Consider the following 22,366-nt stretch of genomic DNA (forward strand, 5'->3'; position numbering starts at 1 on the left):
GGAGCTCCCCAATCCCCCCGGATCCCTCCCCGGAAGCGTCCGACGGCAGATATGACCCGCCGGAGGGCCGAAGGGTTGTACGCCTCGGCGATCTATTTGCCTCCGAGGCGATTTCGGCAGTTCAGCAGGCGTGCTCCAGATAGCGGGCGGCCACCTCGGCCAGCACCTCGGAGCCGTCGCGCGCCCACAGCTCCTCGTTGAAGATCTCCACCTCGATCGGCCCGTCGAAGCCGGTGGCCTCCACCGCCGTGCGGAAGGAACGGAAGTCCACGCAGCCGTCGCCCAGTTGCCCCCGGCCGACCAGCACACCCGCCGGGAGCGGGGTGATCCAGTCGGCGAGCTGGAAGGAGTGGATGCGGCCGCCCGCGCCCGCGCGGGCGATCTGCGCCGGCGCCTGGTCGTCCCACCAGAGGTGGTACGTGTCGACGACGACCCCGACCTGCTCGGCCGGGAAACGCTCCGCGAGGTCCAGGGCCTGGGACAGGGTGGACACCACGCAGCGGTCCGAGGCGAACATCGGGTGCAGCGGCTCGATCGCCAGGCGGACGTTGCGTTCCGCCGCGTACGGGGCCAGTTCGGCCAGCGCGTCCGCGATTCGTTCGCGGGCGCCGTACAGGTCTTTGCTGCCGGCCGGGAGGCCGCCCGAGACCAGCACCAAGGTGTCCGTGGACAGCCCCGCCGCCTCGTCGAGCGCCGCGCGGTTGTCGTCCAGGGCGCGGGTGCGCTCGGCCGGGTCGGTGGCGGTGAGGAAGCCGCCCCGGCAGAGGCTGGTGACGGACAGACCCGCGTCGTTGAGGAGCCGGGCCGTGCGCTCGACGCCGTACTCCTGGACCGGGGCCCGCCACAGACCGACCTTGTCGATGCCGGCCTTCACGCAGCCCTCGGTCAGCTCCGGCAGCGACCACTGCTTGATGGTCTCCTGGTTGATGCTCAGACGCGACAGGTCCGTCACCGGACACCTCCGTTGACCTTGAGCAGGGCACGCATCCGGGATTCGGCCAGCTCGGGATCGGGGAACAGGCCCAGCCGGTCGGCCAGTTCGTAGGCCTTCGCCAGATGCGGCAGCGAGCGGGCCGACTGCAGGCCGCCCACCATCGTGAAGTGGTCCTGGTGACCGGCCAGCCAGGCGAGGAAGACCACGCCCGTCTTGTAGTAGCGGGTCGGTGCCTGGAAGAGGTGACGGGACAACTCGACGGTCGGGTCGAGAAGTTCGCGGAACCCCTTGGCGTCACCGGTGTCCAGGACCCGGACCGCGTGGGCGGCGAGCGGGCCGAGCGGGTCGAAGATGCCGAGCAGCGCGTGGCTGAAGCCCCGGTCGTCGCCCGCGATCAGCTCGGGGTAGTTGAAGTCGTCGCCCGTGTAGCAGCGCACCCCGCCGGGCAGGCGGCGGCGCACGTCGATCTCGCGCTCCGCGTCGAGGAGGGAGATCTTGATGCCGTCGACCTTGTCCGGGTGTTCCGCGATGACCTGGAGGAAGGTGTCCGTCGCCTCGTCGAGGTCGGCGGAGCCCCAGTAGCCGTCCAGCGCCGGGTCGAACATCGGGCCGAGCCAGTGCAGCACGACCGGTTCGGTGGCCTGGCGCAGCAGGTGCGCGTACGTCTCCAGGTAGTCCTGCGGGCCGTTCGCCGCGGCGGCGAGTGCGCGGGAGGCCATCAGGATGGCCTGCGCCCCGCTCCCCTCGACCAGGGCGAGCTGTTCCTCGTACGCGGACCGGACCTCGGCCAGCGAGGCGGGGCCCGGCGGGAGCTGGTCGGTGCCGACGCCGCACGCGATCGCGCCGCCGACGGACCTGGCCTCGGCGGCCGAGCGGGTGATCAGTTCGGCGGCGCCCGCCCAGTCCAGGCCCATGCCGCGCTGGGCGGTGTCCATGGCCTCCGCGACCCCGAGGCCGTGCGACCAGAGGTGGCGGCGGAAGGCGAGGGTGGCGTCCCAGTCGACGGCCGCCGGGGAGTCGGGGCCGGCGTCCGCGTAGGGGTCGGCGACCACGTGGGCGGCGGAGAAGACCGTGCGGGAGGTCAGGGGCGCCCCGCCGGGGGCGAGGTCGAGCGGGGTGGCGCGGGGCTCGTACGGGCCCTGCGGGAGGTGAATGGTCACTGGGTCAACTCCGGTGCGCACTGCGGGCAGTGGGTGATCACAGGGTCAGTTCCGGGACGTCGAAGCGGCGGCCGTCGGCGGAGGACCTGAGGCCGAGCTCGGCGAGCTGGACGCCTCGGGCGCCGGCCATCAGGTCCCAGGTGTAGGGCTCGTCCAGCACGATGTGACGGAGGAACAGCTCCCACTGGGCCTTGAAGCCGTTGTCGAAGACGGCGTTGTCGGGGACTTCCTGCCACTGGTCGCGGAAGGACTCGGTGGCCGGGAGGTCCGGGTTCCAGACCGGCTTGGGAGTGGCCGATCGGTGCTGGACGCGGCAGTTGCGCAGCCCGGCGACGGCGGAGCCGTGGGTGCCGTCGACCTGGAACTCGACCAGCTCGTCGCGGTTGACGCGGACCGTCCAGGAGGAGTTGATCTGCGCGACGGCGCCGCCCTCCAGCTGGAAGATCCCGTACGCGGCGTCGTCGGCGGTCGCGGCGTACGGCTTGCCGTGCTCGTCCCAGCGCTCGGGAATGTGCGTCTGGACATGGGCCTGGACGGTGGTGACACGGCCGAACAGCTCGTGGAGCACGTACTCCCAGTGCGGGAACATGTCGACGACGATGCCGCCGCCGTCCTCGGAGCGGTAGTTCCAGGAGGGGCGCTGCGCCTCCTGCCAGTCGCCCTCGAAGACCCAGTAGCCGAACTCGCCGCGGATGGAGAGGATCTCGCCGAAGAAACCGCCGTCGATGAGGCGCTTCAGCTTCAGCAGGCCCGGCAGGAAGATCTTGTCCTGGACGACGCCGTGCTTGATCCCGGCGGCGCGGGCGAGGCGGGCCAGCTCCAGGGCGCCCGCCACGTCGGTGGCGGTGGGCTTCTCGGTGTAGATGTGCTTGCCCGCCGCGATGGCCTTCTTGATCGCGTCGACCCGGGCCGAGGTGACCTGGGCGTCGAAGTAGATGTCGATGGTCTCGTCCGCGAGGACCGCGTCGAGGTCGGTGGACCACTCGGTCAGGCCGTGCTGCTCGGCGAGCGCCTCCAGCGCATGGGCCCGGCGGCCGACGAGGACCGGCTCGGGCCACAGCACGTCGCCGTTGCCGAGGTCGAGGCCGCCCTGCTCGCGGATCGCGAGGACCGAGCGCACCAGGTGCTGCCGGTATCCCATGCGACCCGTGACGCCGTTCATGGCGATGCGCACTGTCCTGCGTGTCACGAAAGATCCTCCATACAGCGGTAGCAAGCGCTTTCTATCAAGGATGACGCTAGCCTGCCGACAGCGGCCCGGACAAGAGGGGGCACGCTGATCGGCCCCTCTCCCCTCATCACTCCTCGGAGGAATGCGATGACAGTCACCCTGGCGGACGTGGCGGCTCGCGCCCGGGTGTCCCCGGCCACGGTGTCCCGCGTGCTGAACGGCAACTACCCGGTGGCCGCGTCCACTCGGGAGCGGGTGCTGCGTGCGGTGGACGATCTGGACTACGTGCTGAACGGGCCCGCCAGCTCGCTCGCGGCCGCCACGTCCGACCTCATCGGCATCCTGGTCAACGACATCGCGGACCCCTTCTTCGGGATCATGGCGGGCGCGGCGCAGACGGAGATCGGCGGTCCGGGCGACGGTTCCGGCCGGGCGGGCGGCGAGAAGCTGGCGATCGTCTGCAACACCGGCGGCACCCCGGAACGCGAGCTCACCTACCTGACGCTGCTCCAGCGCCAGCGCGCCGCCGCCGTCGTGCTGACCGGCGGCGCGGTCGAGGACCCGGCGCACCGGGCGGCGGTCTCCGCGAAGCTGGCGAAGCTCGCGGACGCGGGAACCAGGGTGGTCCTGTGCGGGCGGCCCCCGCTGCCGGACGGCGAATCGGTCCTGGCCGCGCTCGCCTTCGACAACCGGGGCGGCGGCCGGCGGCTGACCGAGCACCTGATCTCGCTGGGCCACCGCACCATCGGCTACGCGGCGGGACCGCTGGAGCGGACCACGACCCGCCACCGCCTGGAGGGCCACCGCGAGGCGCTCAAGGCCGAGGGGCTCGCCGGGGACGAGGTGCGGCTCACCGTGCACGGCTCCTACGACCGAGGCTCCGGCTACGACGCCACCGTCGAACTCCTGCGCCGCGATCCGGGGATCACGGCCGTCGTGGCCGCGAACGACACGGTGGCCCTGGGCGCCGCCGCGGCGATCCGCGACCGGGGGCTGCGCATCCCCGAGGACATCTCGGTGGCCGGTTTCGACGATCTGCCGTTCTCGGTGGACGTGGTCCCGGCCCTGACGACCGTACGGCTGCCGCTGTTCGAGGCGGGGGCGCGGGCGGGCCGGCTGGCGACGGGCAAGGAGACCCCGCCGCCCGGCGGCATCGCGACGATCCCGGCCGAGCTGATGGTCCGCGGGTCGACGGCGGCGCCCCGGGGGTGACCCTTGCGTCAACCGGTGCCTCAGCGGATGACGTGGTTCGCCGTGACCGGTTCCGCAGGGGATGACGTGGTTCGCCGTGACCGGTTCCGCAGGAGGTGACTTGCTTCGCCGTGACCGGGGCATCCGTCAGTCAGGCCGTGAGCCGGTGATGTGCCGGCCGCCGACCGGACCGTACGGTGCGGGGGCACGCAGGTACCGATGGAAGGACATGCACGTGAAGCTCGCTTTCTCCACCCTCGGGGTGCCGGGGCTGCCGATATCCGAGGTCGTCCGGCTGGCCGCCGAGCACGGCTACCAGGGCGTCGAGCTGCGCGCCCATCCGGAGGAGCCGGTGCACCCGGGGCTCTCGATGCTCGAACGCGCCGACGTGGTCGAGGAGTTCAAGCGGGGCGGGATCGAGATCCTGACCGTGGCCGGCTATGTGCGGGCCGCGTCCGAGGGCGAGGACCAGCCGGTGCTGGACGAGCTGGCCGGCCTGGTGGAGCTGGCCCGGGACCTGGGGGCGCGCAACGTCCGGGTCTTCCCCGGCGGTGGTGACCAGGACCCCGACGCGGCGGACGCGGCCGCCGCCCGCAGGCTGGCCGCCGCAGCTCCGTACGCCGCGGACATGGGCGTACGCATCCTGTTGGAGACCCACGACTCGCACCGCGCCGGAGCCGCTGTGGCCCGGGTGGTCGGGACGGTGGGGCACGGGAGCATCGGCGCCCTGTGGGACATCATGCACACCTGGCTGGCCGGTGAGGAACCGGTCGCGAGCCATGCCGTGCTGGCCCCGCACCTGGGCTACGTCCAGGTGAAGGACATCGCGTCGGCCGAGGACACCGAGCCCCTCGCCCTGGGCGCCGGGGTGCTGCCGCTGCGGGCCTGCCTGGACACCCTGGACGCGGACAGCTGGGTCTGCTGGGAGTACGAGAAGCGCTGGCACCCGGAGGCGGCCGACCTGCCGGGGCTGCTGAGCGCGGGACGCGAGCACCTGCTCCGGCTGGGCGCGCCGAAGCAGTAGCGGCCGCACCCGCGACGTGCCGCGACACCGCGACAGTCGTGGGTGGGTTCGCAGGACGCTCAGGCGGCCCCCGCGACCTGCGGCTCCGCAAGCTCCGGGGCGGCGGGGCGGGGGCGCCGCGCCCCGGCCAGCGAGGTCAGGGCCACCCCGCCGACCAGCAGCGCCGCCGCGCACCACCGCAACGGGCTCACCGACTCGTCGAGCAGCAGGGCGGCCGAGGACATCCCGAAGACGGGCACCAGCAGGGTGAACGGGGCCACCGAGGAAGCGGGGTAGCGGCTCAGCAGGAAGCCCCAGGCCCCGAAGCCGAACACCGTGGTGACCCAGGCGACGTAGACGATGATTCCGGCGCCGCTCCAGTCGAGCGCGGCCAGGGCCTCCGTATCGCGGTGCCGGCCCTCGAAGAGGAGCGAGAGCCCGAGCAGCGGCAGCACCGGGACGGTGGAGACCCAGACCATGAAGTTGAGGGCGTCGGGCGGGGCGGCCTTGCGGGTCAGCACGTTGGACACGCCCCAGCAGGCCGCCGCCGCGATCACCAGGACGAAGGCGAGCACCGGCCCGCCCGCCCCTTCGTCGACCGCCGCCACCCCGATGCCGGCGAGGGCCACGCCCATCCCCAGCACCCGTACCCGTCCCGGCCGTTCGCCCAGCGCGAGCGCGGCGAACAGGGCGGTGAAGACGGCCTGGGCCTGGAGGACCAGGGAGGAGAGTCCGGCGCCCATCCCCCGGTCCATGCCGATGAACAGCAGCCCGAACTTGGCCATCCCGAGGACAAGACCCACCCCCACGATCCACTTCCACGCGACCTTCGGGCGGCCGACGAAGAAGACCGCGGGCACTGCCGCGACCAGGAAGCGCAGGGCGGAGAAGAGCAGGGGCGGGAAGTGGGCGAGGCCCAGTTCGATGACGACGAAGTTGACACCCCAGACGGCTGCCACCACGGCGGCCAGGGCGATGTGAAGGGGACGCATGCCCCCGAGGATCACCCGCACCGACCATTTAGCACCAGCGCGGATTTCTTCATGGTGGAATTGAGCGACGCTAATGATTCCCGAGGCTCCCGGAGGCTCCGGTGCTCGATCTCTCCCGGCTGCGCGCGCTGCACGCCATCTCCGTGCACGGCTCGGTCGCGGGCGCGGCCGCCGCGCTCGGCTACACCCCGTCGGCGGTCTCGCAGCAGATCACCAAGCTGGAGCGGGAGACCCGTACGACGCTCCTTGAGCGTCGCGGGCGCGGGGTCGCCCTCACCGAGGAGGCGCTCCATCTGGCAGCTACGGCCCAGCAGTTGCTGGCGATCGTGGAGCGGGCCGAGACGGCGCTGGAGGAGCGCAGGGGGCTGCCGACGGGGCGGCTGTCGATCGGCGCGTTCGCCTCGGCGGCGCGCGGGCTGCTGCCCGTGGTGCTGGCCGAGCTGGACCGCGAGCACCCGGCCCTGGACGTCCGGATGACCGAGGTCGATCCGCACCTCTCGGTGGATCTGGTGGCCAAGGGCGTGATCGACCTGGCCGTCGCGCACGACTGGGACATCGCGCCGCTGCCCGCCCCGGAGGGCGTGGCACAGGCGGTGATCGGGGAGGACCACTGCGATCTGCTGGTGCCCGCGGGCCACCGGCTGGCGGGGCGGAGCGGGGTGCGGCGCGAGGAGCTGGCGCGGGAGCGGTGGATCTGCCAGCCGCCCGGGACGGTCTGCCACGACTGGCTGGTGCGGACGCTGCGCACGGCGGGCTACGAGCCGGACATCCGCCACCAGGCCGAGGAGAACCACACCCAACTGGCCCTGCTCGCCGCCGGTCTGGGGGTCGCGATGATGCCCAGGCTGGGGCGCGGGCCGCTGCCGGACGGAGTGGCAGCGGTGGGGGTCGAGCCGGTACCCGTGCGCCGGCTGTACGCGCTGTGGCGCACGGAGGCGGCCCGCCGTCCAGCGATCACGGCGGCGGTCGCGGCCCTCCAGGCGCACGGGGCGGGCGCGGGGCTGCGGTAGCCGGGACCGTCCCGCCCGGGGCGAGGTGGGACGAGGTGAGCAGGGGTGGGGGATTCATCCCCCCTCCACCGCGCGTGCGGGACGCGCTCGAACGGTCGGGACCCTTGACCGGAAGTTATTTTCTGGATATCCGTGATCCTTGGAAGTTTCTTTCACCATCACCTCGTCACCGAGTACGGCCGAAGGAGCTCACGTGCACCACCGCCCCTCCAGACGCACCCTCCTCACCGCCACCGCCGCCACCGCTGTCGTCGCCGCGACGGGTACGGCACTCGCCCCCGGCGCCGTCGCCGCCCCGAGGTCCGCGGGCGGCAGCCACAACTCCGCAGCCACCACCCGGCGGCTGAAGCGGCTCATCTCCCGGATGAGCCTGGAGGAGAAGGTCGGCCAGCTGTTCGTCATGCGGGTCTACGGGCACTCCGCCACCGACCCCGACCAGGCCGACATCGACGCCAACCTCGCCGAGATCGGTGTGCGCACCGCGGCGGAGATGATCGCCAAGTACCACGTCGGCGGCATCATCTACTTCACCTGGGCGCACAACACCCGTGACCCGCACCAGATCGCGGAGCTCTCCAACGGCATCCAGCGAGCCGGTCTGGCGGGGCCGACCCCGCTGCCGCTCCTCGTCTCGACGGACCAGGAACACGGCATCGTCTGCCGGGTCGGCGAGCCCGCAACGCTGATGCCGGGCGCGATGGCGCTCGGCGCGGGCCGTTCGCGCTCCGACGCCCGCGAGGCGGGGCGGATCGCGGGCGCCGAGCTGGCCGCGATCGGCATCTGCCAGAACTACGCCCCGGACGCGGACGTCAACGTCAACCCGGCCAACCCGGTGATCGGGGTGCGCTCCTTCGGCTCCGATCCGCAGTCGGTGGCCGCGATGGTCGCCGCCCAGGTGAAGGGGTACCAGAGCTCCGGGATCGCCTCCACGGCCAAGCACTTCCCCGGCCACGGCGACACCAGCACCGACAGCCACACCGGTCTGCCGGTCATCACCCACACCCGCGAGCAGTGGGCCGAGCTGGACGAGCCGCCGTTCCGGGCCGCGATCGCCGCCGGCATCGACTCGATCATGACCGCGCACATCGTGGTGCCCGCGCTCGACCCGGCCGAGGACCCGGCGACCCTGTCCCGGCCCATCCTCACCGGCATCCTGCGCGAGGAGCTGGGCTACGACGGCGTCGTGGTCACCGACTCGCTCGGCATGGAGGGCGTGCGGACCAAGTACGGCGACGAGCGCGTGCCGGTGCTGGCCGTGCAGGCGGGCGTCGACCAGCTGCTCAACCCGCCGGACCTCGACGTCTCGTGGAACGCCCTGCTGGCGGCCGTCAGGAGCGGCGAGGTCAGTGAGGCCCGGATCGAGGAATCGATCCTGCGCATCCTGCGGCTGAAGACGAAGCTCGGGCTGTTCGAGGACCCGTTCGTGAGCGGCCGGGGCGTGGACCGTACGGTCGGCACCCGCTCGCACCTGGCCGCCGCCGACCGGATCGCGGAGCGCACCACCACGCTGCTGGCCAACGAGGGTTCGCTGCTGCCGCTTTCGCGCCGCTCCCACCGCGAGCTGCTGGTGGTGGGGGCCGATCCGGCCTCCCCGTCCGGCACGACGGGCCCGCCGACCACCACCCTGGCCGCCGAGTTCAAGGAGCTGGGGTACGCGGCGACCGCCCTGTCCACCGGGACCGCGCCGGCCAAGGCGGACATCGACGCGGCGGTGGCGGCCGCGCGGGGCAAGGACGCGGTGGTGGTGGGGACGTACAACGTCACGGCGACCAGTTCGCAGCGCACCCTGGTGAGCGCGCTGGCCGCGACGGGCGTCCCGGTGGTCACCCTCGCGATCCGCAATCCGTACGACATCGCCCAACTGGCCGGGACCGGGCACGCGGCGAGCCTCGCCGCGTACTCCTGGACCGATGTCGAACTGCGGGCTGCGGCCCGGGTGATCGCGGGCCGCGCGGAGCCGCGCGGCGCGCTGCCGGTGCCGGTCCAGCGCGCGGACGACCCGGCGCGGGTGCTGTACCCCGTGGGCTACGGGCTGTCCTACTAGACAAGGCCCGGCAGGAGTCCGGCGGCCGCCCGGGACGGGCGGCCGCCGGCGCAGGTCCCGCTACGGGCGCCGGTGACCGAGCCGGTGCTCGGTCGTCAGGTCCCGCTTGTCGAGCACCGCGTCGAACTTCGCGAGCGGCTTCGCCTTCGCCGGGTCCGCCTGGACTGCCGTCGGGGCGACGCCCGCCCAGCGCAGGATGGCGGCGGTGGCCGTGGCGTTCTCGGACGGGATCAGCCCCGCCACGTTCGAGCCGTGGTTGCCGCCGGGCTGGGTGAAGACGTAGCTGTCACGGGCGCCCGCGCCGAGCCGGAAGCGCTCCGCACCCCACGGGTCGTTCTGCCCGTACACGTACAGCATGTGGTCGGCGTGGTGCCTGACCCAGTTGTCGACGTCCCGCATCACCGAGGGCTGCGCCTTCATCGGGATGGAGCGCGGCACGAAGGTGCGCGGCGGCTGGTAGCCGTACCGGCTCAGCTTGCCGAGCCAGGGCTGCTTGATGTCGGGCGAACCGAGCTGGGTACCCGCCTGGTAGTAGTACGGCGTGTACGTCTCCAGGCCCTGGTCGGCGTAGGCGGAGAAGCCGGAGATCGAGTCGATGGAGTCCCAGATCGCCTGGTCGGTGGCGTTCTTGGCGTCGGCCGGGATGGATTCGCAGTCGGCGAGCAGGCTGTACTGCCAGAACGCCCAGATGTAGTCCATGACGACGGCCTCGTAGGCCTTGTCGAGGGTGCCGACGGTGTTGAAGGTGTACCCGTTGTCGGCGGCGTACTGCCGGTACTTCTTCTCCAGCGGCTTCCGGCGGACGAGCGCCTCGCGCTGCACACCGTTCAGCTTGTCGCGGCACGCCTTGGTGCCGACACCGGCCAGGAACCGGTCGTACGCCGAGTCCTCCTTGTTGACCACGTCGTTGGGCGCGACGTACGCGACGACGCCGTCCATGTCCTTCGGGTAGTAGCGCTCGAAGTACGTGGCCGTCATGCCGCCCTTGGAACCGCCGGTGGTCAGCCAGTTCTTCGAGTAGATCCGCTTCAGCGCGGTGAACACCCGGTGCTGGTCACTGGCGGCCTGCCAGATGTCGAGCTTGGACCAGTCGGCGGGCGACGGGCGGGACGGGGTGAAGAAACGGTACTCCAGCGAGACCTGGTTGCCGTCCACGATGCGGGTCGGCTCGGAGCGGCTGGGGTTGGTGGAGACGTTGTACCCGCTGGTGAAGAACACCGTCGGCCGGGAGGTGTCCTTGTGCAGCAGGGTGATCCGCTGCTGGAACGTGCCCTTGGACGGGTGCCGGTGGTCGACCGGCTGGGTGTAGTTGAGGACGAAGTAGCGGTAGCCCGGATAGGGCTTCTCCTCGATCAGGCTCATTCCCGGGATGGCCAGGATGCGGTCCTTGATGTCCGTGCTCGTACCGCTGTCACCTACGGCGGAACGGAGCGCGGCCGGTTCGGCGGCGGTGGCCGCCCCGGCGGAGGCACCCGTCGCACTCACTGTGCCGATGAGCATCGCGAGCGACAGGAAACCTCTGAGCGCCTTGCGCATACACCCTCCCCTTGATTCACGACAGACCACGTGAACCTAGCGGGGCAACACCCGTGCCGCCAGACCTCATTGCCGCCGGGCCCGGACAGATCACCCGGTCAGCACAGATTCCGTCCCGGTCAGCACAGAATCCAGCCCGTGGTGCCCGTCCGGCCCGAGATGGTGCCGGAGACCCGGACGCACCGGTTCAGCGCGTGGACCGTCACCGGTCCGGCCTGCCGGGTGAACCTCCCGCTGTCGACGACGGGGTGGCCGCCCCGCGGCTGGATCTGTACGGACATCTTGCGACGCGCGCCGGGCTTGGCGGCGACCGCGAGGGCGCAGGCGTAGGAGCGGTTCTTGTAGACGCGCAGCTCGCCGGTGCCGAACTTCAGGGTCTTCGCCGGTCGTCCGGCGCAGACCGACGCCGCGTTCGCACCGGTCGCCCCGATCCCGCCGATGAGCAGTCCGAGGACGGCGGTCAGGACCAGCACCAGCAGCCGAGCGGAGCTCCCGCGCCCCGTGCGTCCGTGCGGCCCCTCGGTCCGCCCGATCGTCGCTCTGTTCACCAGCCACCCCATCGCCTCATCGAACACATGCGCCACTATCCGGCACAAATACGTATCTGCGTACGACGCGGGAGCCCATCCGGAGGTTGCACCCGGCGTGCTCCACATTCCGGGCAACCAAATCGCCACACGATGTCTCCAACAGGACAGAGCCATACGAAAGGAAGGCACCCTCATGACCCGACTCCGCACCACCCAGCGCTCCCTCGGCCGCCGCATCATCGGCCGCACACTGCTCGCGGCCACGCTCCTGACCGCGGTCGCCGCCGTTCCGGCCGCCGCAGCCGTCGCACCGCAGCGGGCGTCCGCCTCGGCGCCGGCCCGCGACGACGTCGCCGAAGCAGAGGCCCAGGAGGTCGCCCACTTCTACGGCTCGTACCTCGACGCCGTCGCCGCCGAGGACGGGGCCGAGCTCGCCACCGCACTCCGCGGCTTCTACCTCACGCCCGAGCTGCGCCAGGAGCTGCGCGCCTGGGAGAAGGCCAACCACGCGGACGGCGTGCTGCGCGCCCAGGACGTGCCGGCCGCCTTCCGCGTCACCGCGGGCGGCAGCGGCGCCGGTCACGCCTGGACGCACGTCCGGCTCACCTGGGGCTCGGTCGCCCACCCGACGTACACCGAGCTGACCGTGCAGTCGTCGCTGGGCACCGGGAAGATCACCGGCATCCGCGGCTAGGGCCTGTCTTCAACCTGCCGTCGTCGCCCGCAGGGCGGCCGGGGGCGCCACGTCCGCCGCCTCACACCCCGGCAGGCTCGTCCTCCCCTATGAAGGTGCGCCACAGCACGGCGTACTTCCCGTCCAGGGCGAGGAGTTCGTCGTGCGTGCCGTCCTCGACGACCCGGCCGTGGTCCATCACCACGACCCGGTCGGCGCGGGCGGCGGTGGTGAGGCGGTGGGCGACGACCAGCGTGGTGCGCCGGCCCGCGAGGCGGTCGGTCGCCTGGTTGACCAGTGCCTCGCTGGCCAGGTCCAGGGAAGCGGTGGCCTCGTCCAGCAGCAGGATGTCCGGGTCGACGAGTTCAGCGCGGGCGAGCGCGATCAGCTGCCGCTGTCCGGCGGAGAGGTTGCGGCCGCGCTCGGCGACCTCGTGCAGATAACCGCCGTCCAGCGTGGCGATCATGTCGTGCGCGCCGACCGCCCTGGACGCCGCCTCCACCTGCGCGTCGGTGGCCTCGGACCGCCCGTACGCGATGGCGTCGCGGACCGTGCCCGCGAAGAGGTACGCCTCCTGCGGGACGACGCCGAGCCGGTGCCGGTACGCGGTGAGACCGAGGCTGCGCAGATCGGTGCCGTCCGCCGTGACGCGGCCGTCCGTCGGGTCGTAGAACCGGGCGACGAGCTTGACCAGGGTGGACTTTCCCGCCCCCGTCTCGCCGACGAACGCGACCGTCTGACCGGCCGGGATCCGCAGGTCGACGCCGGTGAGCGCGTCCTCCTCACCGGTGTAGGCGAAGGACACGTTCTCGAACGCGATCTCGCCGCGCAGTGACAGCACGTCCAGCGGTTCGTCCTGGTCGGCGGTGGACGTCGGCTCCTGGAGGAGCTCCTGGATCCGGCCGAGCGAGACGGTGGCCTGCTGGTAGCCGTCGAAGACCTGGGAGAGCTGCTGCACGGGCGCGAAGAACAGATCGATGTAGAGCAGGTAGGCGACCAGCGCGCCCGTGGTGAGCGTGCCGTTGTCGATCCGGCCGGCGCCGACGATCAGCACGGCCGCCGCGGCCACCGACGACAGCAGCTGGACGAACGGGAAGTAGACCGAGATCAGCCACTGGCCTCGGACCCGGGCCTCGCGGTAGTAGTCGCTGCGCCCGGCGAACCGCTCGGCGCCGTCCCCCTCGCGGCGGAAGGCCTGCACGATCCGGAGCCCGGACACGGACTCCTGGAGATCGGCGTTGACGGCGCTGATGCGCTCACGGGCCAGCTCGTACGCCTTGACGCTCCTGCGGCGGAAGAAGACCGTGCCGATGATCAGCACCGGCAGGGTCGCGAAGACCACCAGCGCCAGTTCGACGTCCAGGACCAGCAGCGCGACCATGATCCCGAAGAAGGTGACCACGGAGACGAAGGCCGTGACCAGGCCGGTCTGCAGGAACGTGGACAGCGCGTCCACGTCCGTCGTCATCCGGGTCATGATCCGACCGGTCAGCTCGCGCTCGTAGTAGTCCAGGCCGAGGCGCTGGAGCTGCGCGAAGATCTTCAGCCGCAGCGAGTAGAGCACCCGCTCGCCGGTGCGGCCCGTCATCCGGGTCTCACCGATCTGGGCCACCCACTGCACCAGTACGACGACGAGGCCGAGGGCGGAGGCCGCCCAGACCGCGCCGAGCGCCAGCTGGGTGACGCCCTCGTCGATGCCGTTCCTGATCAGCACCGGCAGCAGGAGTCCCGCTCCGGCGTCCACGGCCACCAGCGCGAGGCTCACCAGCAGCGGGAGCCCGAAGCCGCGCAGCAGCCGGCGCAGCCCGTAGGACTCCTCGGCGTGCACGGCGCGGGCCTCATCCACGTCCGGGGTGTCGGTCGCCGGGGGCAGGGCGTCGACCTGGGCGAGGAGTTCGGGGGTGGCGGGCGTGCCGGCCGCGTCGGCCTCCCGGGCCCCCTCCTTGCGGACCCACAGCTCGGGGGTGATGCCGCGCTCGGCGTCGAACTCGGCGTCCAGCTCCTCCTGGAGCGCGCGGTCGTCCGCAGGGTCGGCCGCGGGGCCGGCCGGCCGGTGTCCGGGCGAGGTGCCGCCGAGCTCGTCCGGGTCGGTGAGCAGCCGCCGGTAGAGCGGGGAGCGGCGCTCCAGCTCCTCGTGCGTGCCGATGTCCGCGAGCCGGCCGTTCTCCAGGACGGCGATGCGGTCCGCGAGGTTGAGCGTGGAGCGGCGGTGCGCGATCAGCAGCGTCGTGCGGCCCGCCATCACCTCGCGCAGCGCCTGGTGGATCTCGTGCTCGACCCGGGCGTCGACCGCTGAGGTGGCGTCGTCCAGGAGGAGGAGGCGGGGGTCGGTGAGGATGGCGCGGGCGAGCGCGACGCGCTGGCGCTGGCCGCCGGAGAGGGTCAGGCCGTGCTCGCCGACCTCGGTGCCGTACCCCTTGGGCAGCTCGGCGATGAAGCGGTGGGCCTGGGCGGCGCGGGCGGCCTGCTCGATCTGGTCGTCGGTGGCGTCCGGGAGCCCGTAGGCGATGTTGGCGCGGATGGTGTCGGAGAACAGGAAGCTGTCCTCCGGTACGAGGCCGATGGCGGCCCGCAGCGAGTCGAAGGTCAGCTCGCGGACGTCGTGGCCGCCGATCAGGACGGCGCCGTGCGTCACGTCGTAGAAGCGCGGGAGGAGCATCGAGACGGTGGACTTGCCGCTGCCGGACGCGCCGACGAGGGCGACGGTCTCGCCGGGCTCGATGGTCAGCGAGAAGCCGTCGAGGACGGGGCGGTCATCGTCGTAGCCGAAGCGGACGTCCTCGAACTCGACGCTGGCCGGGGCGTCGGTGGGGAGCTGCTTGGTGCCGTCCTGCATCGAGGGCTCGGTGTCGATGAGCTCCAGCACGCGTTCCACACCGGCGCGGGCCTGCTGTCCCACGGTGAGGACCATGGCGAGCATCCGGACCGGGCCGACGAGCTGGGCGAGGTAGGTGGAGAACGCGACGAACGTGCCGAGGGTGATCTCGCCCCGGGTGGCGAGCCAGCCGCCGAGGGCCAGCATGGCGACCTGGCCGAGCGCGGGGACGGCCTGGAGGGCGGGGGTGTAGCGGGAGTTCAGCCGGATGGTGCGCAGCCGCCCGGCGAAGAGCCTGCGCCCGACCTCGCGCAGTTTGCCGGTCTCCTGGTCCTCCTGCCCGAACCCCTTGACGACGCGGACGCCGGAGACGGCCCCGTCGACGACCCCGGCGACGGCCGCGGCCTGCGACTGGGCGTACCAGGTGGCGGGGAAGAGCCGGGTGCGGGAGCGGCGGGCGATGAACCAGAGCGCTGGGGCGACGGCGACGGCGACGAGGGTCAGCAGCGGCGAGAGCCACGCCATGATCACCAGGGAGAGCAGGAAGAGCAGCACGTTCCCGATGGTCATCGGGAGCATGAACAGCAGCCCCTGGATCAGCTGGAGGTCGCTGGTGGCGCGCCCGACGACCTGTCCGGTGGACAGCTCGTCCTGCCGCTTGCCGTCGAGGCGGGTGATCGTCCCGTAGATCTCGGTCCGCAGGTCGTGCTGGACGTCCAGGGCGAGCCGGCCGCCGTAGTAGCGGCGGATGTACGTGGATACGTACACCAGCGCGGCGGCCCCTATCAGCAGCCCGGTCCAGACGGCCAGGGAGCGGGTGTGGTTGCCCACCACGTCGTCGATGATCACCTTGGTGATCAGCGGGACCAGGGCCATCACCGCCATTCCGGCGAGCGACGAGCCGAGGGCCAGCAGCACATTGCGCCGGTACCGCCAGGCGTAACCGCTCAGCCTGCGCGCCCAGCCACGGGGCTGCCGCCCCTCGCCTGTCTCCCCTGCGTCCGACACCCGGTGCCTCCCGTTCGACCTGCTCTTCCGGAAGGCACCAACGTGGTGGGCGGCGGATTTCATCCCTCCGCAACAAATACCCGACCTTCGGCCTAGGTCTTGGGCGGATGCCTCAGTGTGCTTCCTCGGTGAGGCGGGAGTTGGTGAGGGAGAGCGCGCCGCCGGCGGCGATCAGGCCGACGACGACCGCGAGTACCGCGTAGGTGATCCGCTCGCCGTGGAAGAACGACGCCACCAGGGCGTGGCTCCAGGTGCCTGCGGGCAGCTGGGTGGTGACCAGTGCGGCGATCATCGTGCCGACCACGGCGGTGCCGATGCTGCTGCCGACCTCCTGGGCGGTGTCGTTGAGCGCGGTGCCGATCGAGGTGCGGTTGGACGGCATGGCGTCGACGAGTGCGATGGCGCAGATCGTCATGACGGTGCGCAGCCCGATGGTCATCACGACCATGCAGAGCGCGATGACGCCGTACCCGTGGTCGACGCCCCAGGACAGTCCGGCCAGCGAGCCGGCCAGGCAGGCGGCGCCGACCAGGCAGGCGACGCGGTGGCCGAAGCGGGCCGCGAGCCATTCGGACAGGGGGGTCGCGAGGATCATGGTCACGATGAGCGGCAGGTTCGCCAGACCGGCCCGTACGGGGCTCCATCCGTAGGCGTACTGGAAGTGGAGGATCAGGCCGAACATCACGGCGGCCATCGCTATGGCCGTGCCGATCTGGGCGATGGCGGCGCCTCGGACGGTGCCGTCGGAGAAGAGGCGCAGGTCCAGCATCGGCGATGCGCTGCGGCGCTCGTGCCACACGAACGCGATCCCTGCGGCGAGGGCACCCAGGACCGAGGCGAGGGTGGCCACGGAGAGCCAGCCGTGCTCGACGCCGCTGGTCAGCGAGTAGCAGGCGAGGCCGATGGTGAGGACGCTCAGGACGGCGCCCGGCAGGTCGAGCCTGTCGCGGGTCAGGTCCTGCGGCCGGTCGGCGGGGACGCCGAGGCGGACGCCGATGGCCGCGATCAGGGCGATCGGGGCGTTGATGAGCAGCAGCCACTGCCACCGGACGTGGGCCAGGGCGGTGCCGCCCAGCAGTGGGCCGAGGACGAAGCCGGACATGCCGACGATGATCATCAGGGTCATGGCGCGCATCCGCAGCGCCTTGTCGTCGAACAGCCGGAAGACCAGCGAGTTGGTGATGGGGGCCATCGCCGCGGCGGCGATGCCGAGGCCGGCCCGCAGGGTGATGAGCTCCCCCGCGGTGCTGACCGCGGCGACGCCCAGGCTGAGCAGGCCGAAGGCCGCGAGGCCGACCAGCAGTACTCGTCTGCGCCCGAGCCGGTCGGCCACGGATCCGGCGGTCAGCAGCAGGCCGCCGAAGGTCAGTGAGTAGGCGCCGGTGACCCACTGCAGCGAGGTCGTGCCGCTGTGGAGGTCCCGGCCGATCGTGGGCAGCGCGATGGAGAGCAGCGTGTTGTCGACCATCTCGACGAAGAAGGCCAGACAGAGCGCGGCCAGCGGGATCCATGCGGCGCGCAGGGACGGATAGGTGCGTGGCGCGGCGGGCGCGGTGGCGGTGGTGGTCATGACGGGCCTCCTTCCGGAACGTCGACGACTATCGAACGACGTTCTACAATAGAACGTGGTTCGACCATAGAACCTAGTTCGATAAATGCGCAAGCTGTGATTGGATGGGAGTCATGACAGGCCCGCGACCACGACCCGCCGACCGCCCTTCCCGAGGACGTCAGCGCGGCTCGCACTCCATCGAGGCCGTCCTCTCCGCGGCCGTGGCCCTGCTCGACGAGGCGGGCGCGCCGGCGCTGACGCTGCGCGCCCTCGCGGCCCGGCTCGGCACGGGCGTCGGCAGCATCTACTGGTACGTCTCGGGCAAGGACGACCTGCTCGACCGCGCCATCGACCACGTGCTCGGCGGGGTGCTGGCCACCGTCGAGAAGCAGAGCGGCAGCGGCGACCCGATCGAGGACCTGCGCGTGATGGCCGTCACCCTGTTCGACGCGGTCGTGGACCGGCCGTGGCTGGGCGCGCGCTTCATGCAGAACATCGACGTCGAGGGCAACGCGCTGCGGCTCTACGAGGAGCTGGGGGAGAAGACGCTGCGGCTCGACCTCACGCCCCGGCAGCGGTTCCACGCCGTGACGGCAATCGTGGGCGTCGTCGTCGCCAACGCCGCCGACATGGGGCAGGAACCGCCACAGGAGGTGGTCGACGGCCTCGTGGGCCGGGAGGAGTTCCTCGGCCGCTACGCCGCGACGTGGCGCACGCTCGACGCCGGGACGTACCCGTTCCTGCACGACATCGTCGACGAGTTCGACGGGCACGACGACAAGGAGCAGTTCCTCTCCGGCCTCGAACTGACCCTGGCCGGTCTGCGCCTCCAGGCCGGGGCCGGCCCCGGCCGGCTCCCGTCCGGGACCTGACCGCCTACTGCGGGTGGCCGGCCGTGCGCGGGTTCAGATCCTTGTGCACGGCGCGGGCGACGGCCTGGACGGTGGCGATGCCGGTGTTCATCGTCGCGTTGTCCTGGGTGAGCACCGAGAGCGCGTAGTCGTGGCCCTTGCCCGTGAAGGCGCCGACGCTGTGCACCCGCCAGCCGTGGGTGGCCCGCTGCAGCCAGCCGTTCTTGAGCTGGACCGTGGCCGAGGCCGGAGCCCCGGCGGGCGTTCCCCAGCGCTGCGAGGGAACGACCCGGTGCATCAGCCCGAGCTCGTAGGCGCGCGCACTGTCGCTGAGCACGGAGTTCTTCGCGGTGAGCAGGGTCAGCAGCCGCTGCTCGTCCTGCGCGGTGATCCGGGTGAGCCCCCAGTAGCCGCCGGAGCCGGGCACGGTGTGTGTCATCCCGGCCGCCTTGAGGAACGCCTTGACCTTGGTGGCCCCGAGCTGCTTCCACAGGCTGGTGGTGGCGTTGTTGTCGGACTTGGTGATCATGGCGGTGGCCAGGCCGGTCTCGCGCCGCGTGAGGGAGCGGTGGTGCTCGGCGCTGTCCCGCAGGAGCGTGGCCAGCACGGTCGCCTTCACGACGCTCGCGGAGTCGTACGCCGATGTGGCGCGCAGGGTGCACGACGTCTTCGTGGTCCGGTCGTACAGCGCCACCGCGGTGGTGGACTTCCGCCCCTTGAGCGCCGCGGTGATGTCCCTGGACAGCTTGGCGGCGAGCCCCGCCCTGGCGGAGGCGCAGCTCACCGCGGGCGTCGCGGCGGCGGCGGGCGCCGCGCCGAGCGCCACGGGTGCCAGCACCCCGGCGGCCAGGACAGTGGCCAGCGCGCCCCGGGCACGGCGGGATATGTGAGTTGTGGCCATGGTGCGTTCCCGTCCCCTGCCTGAGTGGTCCTGCGGCGCACCCCTGGCGCCCGCACGAAAGACTCCCGGACAACCGGAGAGTTGTATGTGACGGAAGCCCCATTCGTCGCGACTGTGACGGGAACAACGCAGCGCCCCCGGAGCCGTTACGGCTCCGGGGGCGACTCGGCCCGACGTCAGCCCTGAAGGTGCGTCGGCTCGAACATCCTGAGCAGTGCCGGGAGTACGACGACCGAGGGGCCGGGCTGCGCGAAGGACTTGGCCAGGTCGCCGGCGAGCGTCTCGGGGCTCGTACGGACGGCCGGGACGCCGAAGGACTCGGCAAGGGCGACGAAGTCCGGGCGGGACAGCTCCGTGCCGGTGCTCTCACCGAAGGCGTCGGTCATGTACTCGCGCAGGATGCCGTAGCCGCCGTCGTCCACGATCAGCCAGGTGACCGGCAGGTCGTACTGGCGGGCGGTGGCGAGCTCCGCGATGGAGTACATCGCGCCGCCGTCGCCGGAGACCGCCAGGACCGGCCTCGTGCGGTCGGCCGCCGCCGCGCCGATGGCCGCCGGGAACCCGTAGCCGAGGCCGCCCGCGCCCTGGGCCGAGTGCATGGTGTTGGGGTGGCGGGCGTCGAAGGCCGACCAGGCCCAGTAGGCGAGGATCGTCATGTCCCAGAAGCTGGGGGACGTGTCGGGCAGGGCCGACCGGATCTCGCCGAGCAGGTGCTGCTCCAGGGTGCGTCCCTGGGCGTCGATCCTGTCCCGTACCCGGCCGAGCACCTCCCGGACGCGCTCGGCGGCGGCCGGGTCCTCGCGCGGGGGGACCGCTTCGAGGAGGTCGGCCAGGGCGTCCCGGGCGTCGGCGTGGATGCCGAGCGCCGGGTGGTTGGACTCCAGCTTGCCGGCGTCGGCCTCGATCTGGACGACCCGGCCGCGCGGGGCGAACGTGTAGTAGTTCGAGGAGAGCTCACCGAGTCCGGAGCCGACGACCAGCAGGACGTCGGCGTCCTCCAGGAAGTCCGTCGTGTGCCGGTCCTCCAGCCAGGACTGCAGCGAGAGCGGGTGCTCCCACGGGAAGGCGCCCTTGCCCCCGAAGGTGGTGACGACCGGCGCGCCGACCTTCTCGGCGAGTGCCCGGAGCTTGCCGGAGGCGTCGGAGCGTACGACCCCGCCGCCCGCGATGATCGCGGGCCGCTCGGCGTTCGACAGCAGGTGGGCCGCCACCGCGATGAGCTCGGGGCGCGCGTGCAGTTCGCCCGGGGTGGCGTCCATCGCGGTGACGACGGGCAGCGTCGTCACCGCGAGGAGCACGTCCTGCGGGATCTCGACCCAGACCGGGCCGTGCGGGGCCGTCAGCGCGGACTCCCAGGCGGCGGCGATCGCGGACGGGATCTGGGACGCGGTGCGCACCGTGTGGACGGACTTCACGATGTCGCGGAACGACGCCTTCTGGTCGCGCAGTTCGTGCAGGTAGCCGTGTCGTCCGCCGCCGAGTCCCGCGCTCGGGATCTGGCTGGAGATCGCCAGCACGGGCGCGGAGGCGCTGGCCGCCTCCTGGAGCGCGGCGAGCGAGGTGAGCGCGCCGGGTCCGGTGGACAGCAGGAGCGGGGCGACCTCGCCGGTGATGCGCCCGTAGGCGTCGGCGGCGAAGCCCGCGTTGTTCTCGACGCGCAGGCCGACGTAGCCGAGCGACGAGCGGCGCAGCGCGTCGAACATGCCCAGCGCGTGCTGTCCGGGCAGCCCGAAGACGGTGGTCGCGCCCAGTCCCTGGAGGGTCTCGACGACGAGGTCGCCGCCGTTGCGGCCGGGCGGGGGGTTCAGCGCGGCGGCGATCTGCTCGGGCGTGAGCTCGGGGCGCTCGTCGTGGTGGTCGTGACTCACTTCGTCCGGGCCTCTGCAATCTGGCGGGTCATGATCGTCGTCAGCTCGTACGCGGTGTGGGAGGCGGCGACGGAGGTGATCTCGGCGTGATCGTACGCGGGGGCGACCTCGACCAGGTCGGCGGAGACCAGGTTGCAGGAGGAGAGGCCGCGCACGATTTCGAGCAGCTCACGGGAGGTGAGGCCGCCGGCCTCGGGGGTGCCGGTGCCGGGGGCGTGCGCCGGGTCCAGCACGTCGATGTCGATGGAGATGTAGAGCGGCCGGTCGCCGATGCGCTGCCGGAGCTGGTCGGCGATCTCGTCGACGCCGCGTCGCATGACGTCGGCGGAGGTCACGATCCCGAAGCCCATCTTGGCGTCATCGGTGAGGTCCTGCTTGCCGTACAGCGGGCCTCGGGTGCCGACGTGGGAGAGCGCGGAGGTGTCGAGGATGCCCTCCTCGACGGCCCGGCGGAACGGGGTGCCGTGGGTGTACTCGGCGCCGAAGTAGGTGTCCCAGGTGTCGAGGTGCGCGTCGAAGTGGAGCAGCGCGACGGGGCCGTGCTTCTTGGCGACGGAGCGCAGCAGGGGCAGCGCGATGGTGTGGTCGCCGCCGAGCGTCATCAGCCGGGCACCGGTGGAGAGCAGGTCGTCGGCCGCGGCCTCGATCGTCTCGACGGCCTCGTTGATGTCGAAGGGGTTGGCCGCGATGTCACCGGCGTCCGCGACCTGCGCGAGGGCGAACGGCGAGGCGTCCTGTGCCGGGTTGTACGGGCGGAGCAGCCGCGAGGCCTCCCGGATCGCGTTGCCGCCGAAGCGGGCGCCGGGCCGGTAGGAGACCCCGGTGTCGAAGGGCACGCCGACCACGGCGACATCCGTCGTGCCGACCTCGTCGAGGCGGGGCAGCCGGGCGAACGTCGCGGGCCCGGCGTACCGCGGGACGCGGGAGGAGTCGACGGGGCCGCGCGGCGATTCGGTGCTGCTCATGGGTGGGTGGCCTTTCCTTCGATTACGCGCTGCTCGGAGTGTGCCGGATCTCCCGCAACGGCACGGAAGCACTCATACGGGTCTGCCGATGACGCTAGGCGGCGCGGAGTCAACCCTGAAGTGTACGTTTCATCCATTCTCGCCCAAGGGGACGGACGGTTC

The 22,366-nt window shown here is 72.0% G+C and carries 17 protein-coding genes; 6 read left to right on the forward strand and 11 right to left on the reverse strand.

Going from position 1 to position 22,366, the window contains the following annotated elements:
• Positions 1 to 121: 121 nt before the first annotated feature.
• From ACGFU6_RS33255 to ACGFU6_RS33265, 3 genes are read right to left on the reverse strand one after another with little or no spacing between them, the layout of a single operon-like run.
• The gene (locus tag ACGFU6_RS33255; RefSeq protein ID WP_393616299.1) at positions 122 to 952 is read right to left on the reverse strand and encodes a sugar phosphate isomerase/epimerase family protein; all 831 of its coding nucleotides are present in this window, start codon (positions 950 to 952) and stop codon (positions 122 to 124) included.
• Positions 949 to 2,094 carry a dihydrodipicolinate synthase family protein gene (locus tag ACGFU6_RS33260; protein WP_393616300.1) on the reverse strand — a complete coding sequence of 382 codons (1,146 nt, stop codon included), beginning with the start codon at positions 2,092 to 2,094 and terminating at the stop codon, positions 949 to 951. The genes ACGFU6_RS33255 and ACGFU6_RS33260 overlap by 4 nt, the downstream gene beginning before the upstream one ends.
• 37 nt (positions 2,095 to 2,131) lie before the next feature.
• Positions 2,132 to 3,283: a Gfo/Idh/MocA family protein gene (locus ACGFU6_RS33265; protein ID WP_393616301.1), complete on the reverse strand. Its 1,152-nt coding sequence runs from the start codon at positions 3,281 to 3,283 to the stop codon at positions 2,132 to 2,134.
• A gap of 129 nt (positions 3,284 to 3,412) precedes the next feature.
• Between ACGFU6_RS33265 and ACGFU6_RS33270 the strand changes: the two genes are divergently transcribed.
• Together ACGFU6_RS33270 and ACGFU6_RS33275 are read left to right on the forward strand one after the other, a co-directional pair.
• Complete coding sequence (locus tag ACGFU6_RS33270; protein ID WP_393616302.1) at positions 3,413 to 4,477, forward strand: LacI family DNA-binding transcriptional regulator; 1,065 nt, start codon at positions 3,413 to 3,415, stop codon at positions 4,475 to 4,477.
• Between the two features lie 214 nt (positions 4,478 to 4,691).
• Positions 4,692 to 5,480 (forward strand): sugar phosphate isomerase/epimerase family protein, encoded by a 789-nt coding sequence (locus tag ACGFU6_RS33275; protein WP_393616303.1) that lies wholly within the window; start codon positions 4,692 to 4,694, stop codon positions 5,478 to 5,480.
• A 59-nt stretch (positions 5,481 to 5,539) separates the two neighbouring features.
• Here the strand turns inward: ACGFU6_RS33275 and ACGFU6_RS33280 are convergent, their stop codons facing one another.
• Positions 5,540 to 6,451: an EamA family transporter gene (locus ACGFU6_RS33280; protein ID WP_393616304.1), complete on the reverse strand. Its 912-nt coding sequence runs from the start codon at positions 6,449 to 6,451 to the stop codon at positions 5,540 to 5,542.
• Between the two features lie 101 nt (positions 6,452 to 6,552).
• On the opposite strand from ACGFU6_RS33280, the gene ACGFU6_RS33285 reads away from it, so the two are divergent.
• Together ACGFU6_RS33285 and ACGFU6_RS33290 are read left to right on the forward strand one after the other, a co-directional pair.
• Positions 6,553 to 7,461 (forward strand): LysR family transcriptional regulator, encoded by a 909-nt coding sequence (locus tag ACGFU6_RS33285; protein ID WP_393616305.1) that lies wholly within the window; start codon positions 6,553 to 6,555, stop codon positions 7,459 to 7,461.
• A 193-nt stretch (positions 7,462 to 7,654) separates the two neighbouring features.
• Entirely contained in the window at positions 7,655 to 9,505 is a 1,851-nt protein-coding gene (locus tag ACGFU6_RS33290; RefSeq protein WP_393616306.1) for a glycoside hydrolase family 3 protein, read from the forward strand.
• A gap of 60 nt (positions 9,506 to 9,565) precedes the next feature.
• Here ACGFU6_RS33290 and ACGFU6_RS33295 read toward each other — a convergent pair whose 3' ends face one another.
• Positions 9,566 to 11,041, reverse strand: coding sequence for a S28 family serine protease (locus ACGFU6_RS33295; RefSeq protein WP_393616307.1), 1,476 nt, complete (start codon positions 11,039 to 11,041; stop codon positions 9,566 to 9,568).
• A gap of 119 nt (positions 11,042 to 11,160) precedes the next feature.
• Positions 11,161 to 11,616: a hypothetical protein gene (locus ACGFU6_RS33300; RefSeq protein WP_393616308.1), complete on the reverse strand. Its 456-nt coding sequence runs from the start codon at positions 11,614 to 11,616 to the stop codon at positions 11,161 to 11,163.
• Between the two features lie 148 nt (positions 11,617 to 11,764).
• On the opposite strand from ACGFU6_RS33300, the gene ACGFU6_RS33305 reads away from it, so the two are divergent.
• Positions 11,765 to 12,265, forward strand: a complete 501-nt coding sequence (locus ACGFU6_RS33305; protein WP_393616309.1) for a hypothetical protein — start codon at positions 11,765 to 11,767, stop codon at positions 12,263 to 12,265.
• A gap of 61 nt (positions 12,266 to 12,326) precedes the next feature.
• Here ACGFU6_RS33305 and ACGFU6_RS33310 read toward each other — a convergent pair whose 3' ends face one another.
• A complete protein-coding gene (locus tag ACGFU6_RS33310) occupies positions 12,327 to 16,067 on the reverse strand; it encodes an ABC transporter ATP-binding protein (RefSeq protein WP_393616310.1) in 3,741 nt (1,246 codons plus the stop codon).
• Between the two features lie 112 nt (positions 16,068 to 16,179).
• Positions 16,180 to 17,637 (reverse strand): MFS transporter, encoded by a 1,458-nt coding sequence (locus ACGFU6_RS33315; protein WP_393616311.1) that lies wholly within the window; start codon positions 17,635 to 17,637, stop codon positions 16,180 to 16,182.
• 179 nt (positions 17,638 to 17,816) lie between these two features.
• Between ACGFU6_RS33315 and ACGFU6_RS33320 the strand changes: the two genes are divergently transcribed.
• On the forward strand, positions 17,817 to 18,491 hold the full coding sequence (locus ACGFU6_RS33320) for a TetR/AcrR family transcriptional regulator (protein ID WP_393616350.1): 675 nt from the start codon (positions 17,817 to 17,819) through the stop codon (positions 18,489 to 18,491).
• Between the two features lie 4 nt (positions 18,492 to 18,495).
• Here ACGFU6_RS33320 and ACGFU6_RS33325 read toward each other — a convergent pair whose 3' ends face one another.
• The 3 genes from ACGFU6_RS33325 to speB all read right to left on the reverse strand — a co-directional run bounded on the left by ACGFU6_RS33325 (position 18,496) and on the right by speB (position 22,204).
• Positions 18,496 to 19,371 carry a serine hydrolase gene (locus ACGFU6_RS33325; protein WP_393616312.1) on the reverse strand — a complete coding sequence of 292 codons (876 nt, stop codon included), beginning with the start codon at positions 19,369 to 19,371 and terminating at the stop codon, positions 18,496 to 18,498.
• Positions 19,372 to 19,547: 176 nt separating this feature from the next.
• Entirely contained in the window at positions 19,548 to 21,239 is a 1,692-nt protein-coding gene (locus ACGFU6_RS33330; RefSeq protein ID WP_393616313.1) for a thiamine pyrophosphate-binding protein, read from the reverse strand.
• Entirely contained in the window at positions 21,236 to 22,204 is a 969-nt protein-coding gene (speB, locus tag ACGFU6_RS33335; RefSeq protein ID WP_393616314.1) for an agmatinase, read from the reverse strand. The genes ACGFU6_RS33330 and speB overlap by 4 nt, the downstream gene beginning before the upstream one ends.
• Positions 22,205 to 22,366: the final 162 nt, after the last annotated feature.

It is taken from the genome of Streptomyces sp. NPDC048462 (genome assembly GCF_043200175.1).
GTDB lineage: Bacteria > Actinomycetota > Actinomycetes > Streptomycetales > Streptomycetaceae > Streptomyces.